Raw genomic sequence first — 7,740 nt, 5'->3', positions numbered from 1 at the left:
GGAAGTGAGGCAGTTGCTGAGGGAGGGGCGGGCGCGCTGGCCGCAGGCGAGGCAGCTAGAGGAGTGGGCGGTTTTGATCGGGGCATCGGCATAGAGCGACGAGGCGAAGAGGAAGGAAAACAATTGCGGCTAATTGCCATTGTTATCGGGCAAATGCTGACAGAACATCTTCCCGCTTGCCTAGAAAGGACCAATCCAGGAAGGAGAACGATGGACCCTCAAGAGAAGCAGCGTGAAGAGCTAGAAAACAGCCGCAGCACCTATATGATTGATTCCGAGCATGCAGGAGAGCTAGCGCGGCTGATGCACCAAGACCAGATGCTAACCCGGGGCATGGGAGGCCTCTTCCCCGAGTTTACCGACGGGCCACCGCTGCCTGCCGGCGGACGCGTGCTTGACCTGGCCTGCGGCCCCGGAGGCTGGGCTCTGGAAGTCGCCTTTACCTATCCCAAAGTGGAAGTGATCGGCGTTGACATCAGCCAGAGTGTCATCGAGTACGCACAGGCACAGGCGCGCTCACGTGGCCTGGACAATGCCCACTTCCAGGTCATGGACGTCATGAAGCCGTTGGCCTTTCCCAAGGCCTCCTTCGACCTGATCAATGGGCGGCTACTGGTCGGCTTCATGCTACCGGCGGCCTGGCCGAAGCTGCTGGCTGAATGCCATCGCCTCCTCAAGCCTGGGGGAGTCCTGCGCCTGACCGAAGCAGAGCCAGCATTGACCACCAGCCCGGCTGCCGAGCGTTGCCAGGCCCTGATCTGCGAGGCACTAAAAAAGGCGGGCCAGAGCTTTTCAGCCGATGGGCGCCACTTCGGCATCACGCCAGTGCTCGCCAGATTGATGCGGCAGGCCGGTTTCACCGACGTGAAACTACGAGCCAGCTTCATTGAGTTCTCAATGGGCACTGACAGCCACTATGCCATGCTCAAAGACTGGCTGATGCTTCAAGAGCTGATCCAGCCATTCTTGATCAAAATGGGAGTAGCCAGCAGCGAGGAGCTGCGGCATCTCATCCAGCAGGCGACAGCAGAGGTCCAACAAGAGGATTTCTGCGGCCTCTACACCCTGATCACCGCCTGGGGCTACAGGCCCCAATAAAAGAAAAGATGCAGTCCAGAGCCACTGACCACAGCGAAGCCAGAAGGTCGCAGGCATCCCATCAGAACAACAAGATTACCAGCCGCGCAAGGAGGAAAAGCGCAGTCTAAGTCCATTCCTCCTTGCAGGCCAGCCTCAAAAGCCGTGGTGGGAAGAGTGACCGCCGAAGGAGCCACCGGTGCCGCCGCCGTACCCACCATGATGGTGGCCTGGAGGGATAAGGGGTATCTCCGGCAAAGGAGCATGGCGATGGTGACTATGCTTCCCCGGCTGACTCTCTGGCTGATCGCTTGCCAGATTAGCCATCTCATCAGCCTGGCGACGTTCGGACAGCAAGCCGCCCCCTGCTCTACTTTCCCGACCTCTCTTCTGCTTCCTCCTGAGGCTACGCAACAAGAGGCCACCCATGCCAACCGTCAAACAGATGAACCCAGCCAGCAAAAGCGCCATCATTGGAGCCGTCATCGAACCCCGTCTCCTTTCCGCCGTAGCAGGCAAGAGCAAGATCCAACCAACGAGGGAAAGAGCCTCTCCCCTCTTTACTTTAAGAAAAACGCACCAGCCGTCATCTTTTCCAAACCCTGACCAACGAGAGACTAACCCTGGGCAGCGCGCAGCCTCTCATCCAGCCCCGCCAGAGTAGTCAGCCCCTGATCCACTGTGCTATCATCAAAGAACCAGAAGAAAAGAGCAAGCTTCGAACGCAGAGGAGCATCCCATGTACGATATTCGACTGGCACGCTGGGCGCGTACCCTGGTCGGCTACTGCCTCCAGGCGCAACCAGGCCAACTCATCGCCATCCAATCCACGCCACTGGCCGCGCCTCTCATTGAGAACGTCTATCGCGAACTCCTACGCGTTGGAGCCTATCCCCTACCCCTGCTCAACCTGGACAGCCTGGAAGAAATCCTGTTAAGGGAAGGGAGCGATGATCAACTACAAAACACACCCTTAGTCCTCGAAGGCTTTGCCGAGCGCATAGCCGCTCGTCTAGGAATCGAAGCCGAAAGCAACACCAGCGCCCTCACCACCCTTGACCCGGCCCGACTGGCCAGCCGGCGCAAAACCCAGGGCCTGCTTAGAAGCCGCCTCCAGCAGCGTGAACAAGAAGGAAGCTATCGCTGGTGCCTGACCCTCTATCCGACCGTAGCCTATGCGCAAGACGCGGGCCTCTCCCTAAGCGAATTCGAAGAATTCGTCTTTGAAGCCTGCTTTCTCAACGATCCCGACCCTGCCGCCCGCTGGCAGGCCCTTTCTCAGCAACAGCAGCGTCTCGTCGCCTGGCTCGAAGGCAAACAGCGCATCCGTGTCCTCAGCGAAGGCACCGATCTCACCCTCTCCATCGTCGGCAGGCGCTTCATCAACAGCGACGGACGGCGCAACTTTCCCAGCGGAGAAATCTTCACCAGCCCCGTGGAAAACAGCCTGGAGGGCACCATCACCTTTGACCTGCCCAGTGCCGTCGATGGGCGCCTTGTCGAAGGCATTCGCCTCGTCTTCGCCGGCGGCAAAGTCGTCGAAGCCAGCGCCCGTCAGGGGCAAGACTATCTGCTGCGCATGCTTGACCTTGACAGCGGCTCCCGCATCGCCGGCGAATTCGCCTTTGGCAACAACTGGAACATTCAGCGCAGTACGCGCAACATCCTCTTTGACGAAAAGATCGGCGGAACGATTCACCTAGCCCTGGGAGCCAGCTATCCCGAAGCCGGCGGACAAAACCGCTCAGCGCTGCACTGGGACATGATCTGTGACCTGCGCAAAGGAGGCGAAGTCTGGGTCGACGACACCCTCTTTCTCAAAGACGGGCGCATCCTCATCTAAGGCCAGCCGTCGCTCGCAAGCCAGTAGCGACCCGACCGCCGAACAAAGACAAGAGGCGCGCAGACAGGCCGTCCCAGGCACCAGCCAACAAGGACCCGACCAGCCGCGCGCCTCACGCCCTCTGGAAGGCGGCCCTGAGCGCTCGCTGAGAAAAACCTGCCCTGCTCAGGCCGAGCGAGCCTGAGCCTGCTGCCAGTAGGGGGAGAGCTTCAGCATCTGCCGACGCACCAGCGGCCGCAGCACGGGCATCAAAGCCCGCACCGGCGCCGGAGGAGCCGCATATTTCGCCACATCCTGAATAATCTCATCAAAAGAATGGCGCTGATAGCGCAGCACCCGCTGACTCTCACTCGTATCCAGCCAATCCGTACAATACGGCTCGTGGCCAAAGGCCTCCTCCGGCAGTGACCCAATCCCCATCACCTCCAACATCCGATTCAAATAATCGCGATAGCGCACCTGGCAAGAAGGGCCGCCGCCGATCAACCAGATCTTCCCCCAGACCTCCTCACTACTGACGGCATTAGCCACCGCCAACCCGGCGTCGAAAGTATGCAACATCTCCAGGCGCGTATCCAGAGGAATGCGGAACATAATCGGATGGATCGGCCTTGGCCCCAGAGGAGGAACATCAGCGAAGCGAAAGATAGCCCACGTCAGCCCCGACTGCCTCAGCATAGCCTCCCCCTCCAACTTATGGCGACTATAGTCATCAGTAGCCTGCACCGGATCAGTCACCTTGCGCGGCGGCGGCTGATCCTGCGTATGACCAAAGACATCCAGGCTCGAACTAAAGAGGAACCGTGGAGGCCGAGGCTGCTGCCGCGCCACCTCAATCGCATTACGCGTCCCCTCTACATTCACCTCGTAGGCTAGCTGCGGCTGCTCCTCGCTGTCAGGAGGCAGAATCGCGGCCAGATGGACCACCACATCCTGATCACGGACCGCCTCAGCCAGCGCCTCGCGCTGACGAATATCACCCCACTGCACTGTCACCCGCTCGCCCGCCTCACGGCTGATCTGCAGCGCTTTCTGCTCATTGCGCCTGGTACGCAGATCGAAACAGCGGACCGCATGGCCCTGGCGCAGCAGCTCCTGCACCGAACTGAAGCCGATGTTGCCAAAAGCACCCGTCACAAGGACTCGCATACTTAAGCCAAGCTCCTTCTAGCTAGAAGCATAGTTTGAATAGGAATCGCAACGCGCCACGAACGCCGGCCCTGACCGGACGTACGGGCGCGCACAGCAAGAGAGCAGACACAGAGAACCCCCGGTCCTCTGCTCACGGCAGAGGCGACGTACGGTTCGTTTTGGTGGCCTTCTCACTCAAGTACTGAATTTCGGGCAAAATAGGATCGAGGGGTGTGCCCGTTGGCTGAGTAAAGACTGCTGGAACCTGCTGCAAGCGACAACGTTGCAAATAGCGCACCAACTGATGGGCGAGTGCATAAGTATGCTCAAGCAGGTCAGAATTCCGCTTCCACTGCTGTGCATGGTTCAACAGATTATTGAGAGGAACAGCGATCTGCCAGAGCACCCCCTCCTGACCGGTAGGGACGCGCGCATCGAGATTGCCATTGGCCACGGCGGCGTGAACCTGAGCGATCTGAGCGATCCCCTCCTCAAGCTGGCGCTGTTCCTGAGCGCGCTGACGCTGATACTCAGCGATTTCCTTTTGCAGAGCAATGATCTCCTCTGCCCGGTCGGCGCGGCGGATCGTTGCGATCAGATAGCGCATAATCACATAAGTGATGATTCCCACGATCAACTGCAGAGCAATAGGCAGAGCGATCATAATAGAGCCATAGCCGAGGCGGAGCCAGCGATCATACTCGGGAGTATGCTGCTGGAAGAGCGTCAGGCCGATAATGACGGCGCTATTCAAGAAGCTGGTCACGAGGGCCGCCACTGGGGGGAGCAAAGCGCCGGCCAGCACCACCGGGATCACCAGCGCGCTGAAGATCCCCACATAGACCGGGTCGAGGGGATTTGTCACCAGGTTTCCCACCGAATTGATCACCGAATTCAGCACCAGCAAGGAGGCGGCCACAGTGGTAAAGCCCCAGCGGTTCAGTAGCGGAGAAGCCAGGGCGCAGAAACAAGCCACGCCCTCGATCCAAGGAGCGATTGGATTCAAAGAAGTCAAGGCACCATAGATAAAAGCCAGCAGGCCAAGCGGAGCAATGACCAGCCCGAAAGTGCTGGTCAAGCGCGCATAGCGGGCGCGTTCACGCTCAACCGGCGTTGTCTCCGGGAGATGCCTGGGGAGCGTCAGGCGGAACCACCAGGCCAACAAGGATTTCATGAGATCATCCTCCATCGTAGCGAAGCTGCAGCGTTGAGCTAGCTGATCACACCCAGGGTGCGCAGCGTCGTCAGCGCTTCCTCAACCACCGCCGGCGAGAGATTCAGCTGAGCCTTAATCTGCTCGACCGAGCGCTCGCCATTGACCATTGTGAAGACCAGGCGCAAGACGAAGCGCTGGCGCATACTGAAGCCCGCCAGCAACTGAGCATCGAGCGGGCGCAGCGGCCGGGGAACTGGCGAGAGCGAGAAAGAAGCAGAGCCAGCAGGAGGAAGCGCGGCCTGAGGCGATCGGGACCCCGGGCCTGGTCTTGGCTCCGACTCAGGCAGGGCAGGCTGTATCATGGTGCGCAGAATCTGCTCCACATCTGGCTGAATGCGCACCTGCCACTGGTCCCGACTGCTCAGCAGCGCATAAGCGCGGGCACCGCTCGCGAGCAGAGCGCCATTCGGCCCCTGGATTAAACTTTCAAGCACTGTGCCATCCTTCACAAAGACCAGGCCCTGGCAGGTGCCGCGCACAGAGGGTACGCTCACCGTCGTTGAGAGAATCGCCGACTGCCCCTGCAGGTTATCCAGGAGGGTCTGCAAATCAAGATAATAGACCTTGTCCATCGTCGTCGCCATCGGAGGAAGAGAGAAGGTGCACGCTCACCCGCCCCTTAGTCGGACTCGGCTCATGACCAGCGTTTGCGGCGCAACAGCAGCGCAGCGAGTATCAGCCGATGAGAGAGACGCTGGCTTCAGAGCCTGCCCGTCGAGGGGTGAGGCACTCGCCTGGCTGCAGTGGGCGCGATCTCACGATTCTGCGTTCGCCATTCTATCACGGACTGGGGCGTCCTGCATAGAAAAAAACCGTTAAGATAGCACAGAGGTAATACTCGGGATGGAAGAGCTAGAGCATCGCTGCATTTTTGCCCGTCCAGAGACTTTTCTTTTCTACTGAAATCAGGGTATACTTATTCTAGAGAGCGTCCACCTGAGAACACAATCGCTCTCCCAGACAAACTATACCTCTTCCCTTCCAAGCGCATACTGACGCGCGCCGACATCCTCGTATCCTGGAGGTCCACTCCAACATGTTCAAAGGACCTGATTTCTCTCTTCCACCTCCTTCAGCATCAGAGCCTCTCACGCCGACATCCTGCTCTCCCGCCCTGGTCGCCGATGCCGTCTTTGAAGGTGGCGGCATGCGGGCCTTGGCTCACATAGGGGCCCTGGCCGTTGCCGAGGAGCGCGGCTATCGCTGGGGGCGTCTGGCTGGCACCTCTGCTGGCGCCATGATCGCTGCCCTGGTAGCCGCCGGTTACAGCGCCGCCGAACTCCACGCCATCATGAGCGCCATCGACTATCGGCGCTTTGCCGATGGGATCGCTGACGACCGTCTGCATTTACATCAGGTAAGCCAGCTACTTTTCAAACTCGGTCTTCACTCTGGCAACTACCTCGAGCAGTTCATGCGCGAGCTACTGCAGGCGCGCGGTCTACGCCGCTTTGGTGATCTACGGCTGCCTGCGGCAGATGGGCCGGAGGCAGAGCGAGGTCCGCGCTATCGCCTGACCGTCATAGCTGCCGACATCAGCCGCCGGCGGCTGCTGCAGCTTCCCCAGGACCTGCACAGCGCGCGTGCCAGCTATGGTCTTGATCCCGACCAGCTAGACATCGCTCGTGCTGTGCGCATGAGTGCCAGTATTCCTTTCTTCTACATTCCTGTCACCTTACAGCGTCCTGACGGTGGTCTCAGCTATATCGTCGATGGGGGCCTTGTGAGCGGCTTCCCGCTGCTCTCGCTGATGCCTGCTGACGGTGAAGCGCCTCGGCCTCTCCTTGGCTTTCATCTCTGCGAAGGCGACAGCGAGGACTGCAGCGAGGGCGATGACGGAGATGGTGACGAAGGCGAGAGCGCGGAGGCAGCACAGGCGGAGCTGGCGAAGCTACCGCTACCAGGCAAGCTGATCGCCTTTAGTCAGGCCCTGCTCGCTACCATGCTCTCGGCTCATGACCGCCTCTTCATGCTCGAGCAGCGCTCTCACTGGCGCGGGTTCATGCATACCATCTGCATCCCCGTCGGAAAAATTGGGGCCACACGCTTCGATCTCAAGCCCAGCGAGGTCGAAGCCCTCTATCGCCGGGGCCGTGCCGCCGCAGAGCGCTTCTTCTTCAGGCAGGTGACAGAAGGCCGCCAGCCACCAGCAGCGCCCTAGACAGGCGGCCACTGCCTCAACCGGGCAGGTGCCCCCGCAGATCGAGATAGCAGTAGGCCACCTGGGTCGGAGCTTCCGAGACACCCACAGTCAGCCTCTGCACATTCAAGGTATTGTAGGGGGTCAGAGCCTCCAGCAGCTCTTGAGCGATGTACTCGGCCAGGCGCTCTGCCGTTGAGTTATCGATCGGCAGCTCCACCACATCGGCCCGTGGGAAGACGTAGCGTTTCTCTCGAAAGCGGATCTCCCACTCATCGGCGGAGGCAATAAGCTCGATATGGGGGTTCTTCATCGGCAGCAAGAAACGATGAT

The 7,740-nt window shown here is 59.8% G+C and carries 7 protein-coding genes and 1 pseudogene; 3 read left to right on the top strand and 5 right to left on the bottom strand.

The genetic code is table 11. The features are described 5' to 3' along the window. Nucleotides 1-1,098, top strand: a 1,098-nt coding sequence (locus IRZ24_RS13915) for a class I SAM-dependent methyltransferase (protein WP_297165257.1), incomplete at its 5' end; no start/stop codon positions are given. 135 nt (nt 1,099-1,233) lie between these two features. Here IRZ24_RS13915 and IRZ24_RS13910 read toward each other — a convergent pair. Next, nucleotides 1,234-1,434 carry a hypothetical protein gene (locus IRZ24_RS13910; protein ID WP_297165256.1) on the bottom strand — a complete coding sequence of 67 codons (201 nt, stop codon included), beginning with the start codon at nt 1,432-1,434 and terminating at the stop codon, nt 1,234-1,236. Between the two features lie 382 nt (nt 1,435-1,816). Between IRZ24_RS13910 and IRZ24_RS13905 the strand changes: the two genes are divergently transcribed. After that, the gene (locus IRZ24_RS13905) at nt 1,817-2,920 is read left to right on the top strand and encodes an aminopeptidase (RefSeq protein WP_297165255.1); all 1,104 of its coding nucleotides are present in this window, start codon (nt 1,817-1,819) and stop codon (nt 2,918-2,920) included. 165 nt (nt 2,921-3,085) lie between these two features. Here the strand turns inward: IRZ24_RS13905 and IRZ24_RS13900 are convergent, their stop codons facing one another. From IRZ24_RS13900 to IRZ24_RS13890, 3 genes are all read right to left on the bottom strand, one after another. After that, entirely contained in the window at nt 3,086-4,069 is a 984-nt protein-coding gene (locus tag IRZ24_RS13900) for an NAD(P)-dependent oxidoreductase (RefSeq protein WP_297165254.1), read from the bottom strand. A gap of 133 nt (nt 4,070-4,202) precedes the next feature. Next, nucleotides 4,203-5,225, bottom strand: a complete 1,023-nt coding sequence (locus IRZ24_RS13895; protein ID WP_297165252.1) for a hypothetical protein — start codon at nt 5,223-5,225, stop codon at nt 4,203-4,205. Nucleotides 5,226-5,263: 38 nt separating this feature from the next. Next, complete coding sequence (locus IRZ24_RS13890) at nt 5,264-5,839, bottom strand: hypothetical protein (RefSeq protein WP_297165250.1); 576 nt, start codon at nt 5,837-5,839, stop codon at nt 5,264-5,266. A 464-nt stretch (nt 5,840-6,303) separates the two neighbouring features. Here IRZ24_RS13890 and IRZ24_RS13885 point away from each other — a divergent pair, with 464 nt between their 5' ends. Next, complete coding sequence (locus IRZ24_RS13885) at nt 6,304-7,428, top strand: patatin-like phospholipase family protein (RefSeq protein WP_297165248.1); 1,125 nt, start codon at nt 6,304-6,306, stop codon at nt 7,426-7,428. A 16-nt stretch (nt 7,429-7,444) separates the two neighbouring features. On the opposite strand, the pseudogene IRZ24_RS13880 reads toward IRZ24_RS13885, so the two are convergent. Further along, nucleotides 7,445-7,740: pseudogene (locus IRZ24_RS13880) on the bottom strand (6-carboxytetrahydropterin synthase); the annotation flags it as partial.

The sequence above is a fragment of the Thermogemmatispora sp. genome, assembly GCF_019683755.1.
In the GTDB taxonomy this organism is placed as follows: Bacteria; Chloroflexota; Ktedonobacteria; order Ktedonobacterales; family Ktedonobacteraceae; genus Thermogemmatispora.
The sequence above is the reverse complement of the archived record's forward strand: the minus strand, read 5'-3'. Positions and strand labels throughout refer to the sequence as shown.

Bases quoted from the DNA above. Each gene is read 5' to 3' on its own strand.
- IRZ24_RS13905 (WP_297165255.1), top strand. From the start codon at position 1,817: ATGTACGATATTCGACTGGCACGCTGGGCGCGTACCCTGGTCGGCTAC.
- IRZ24_RS13900 (WP_297165254.1), bottom strand. From the start codon at position 4,069: ATGCGAGTCCTTGTGACGGGTGCTTTTGGCAACATCGGCTTCAGTTCG.
- IRZ24_RS13895 (WP_297165252.1), bottom strand. From the start codon at position 5,225: ATGAAATCCTTGTTGGCCTGGTGGTTCCGCCTGACGCTCCCCAGGCAT.
- IRZ24_RS13890 (WP_297165250.1), bottom strand. From the start codon at position 5,839: ATGGACAAGGTCTATTATCTTGATTTGCAGACCCTCCTGGATAACCTG.
- IRZ24_RS13885 (WP_297165248.1), top strand. From the start codon at position 6,304: ATGTTCAAAGGACCTGATTTCTCTCTTCCACCTCCTTCAGCATCAGAG.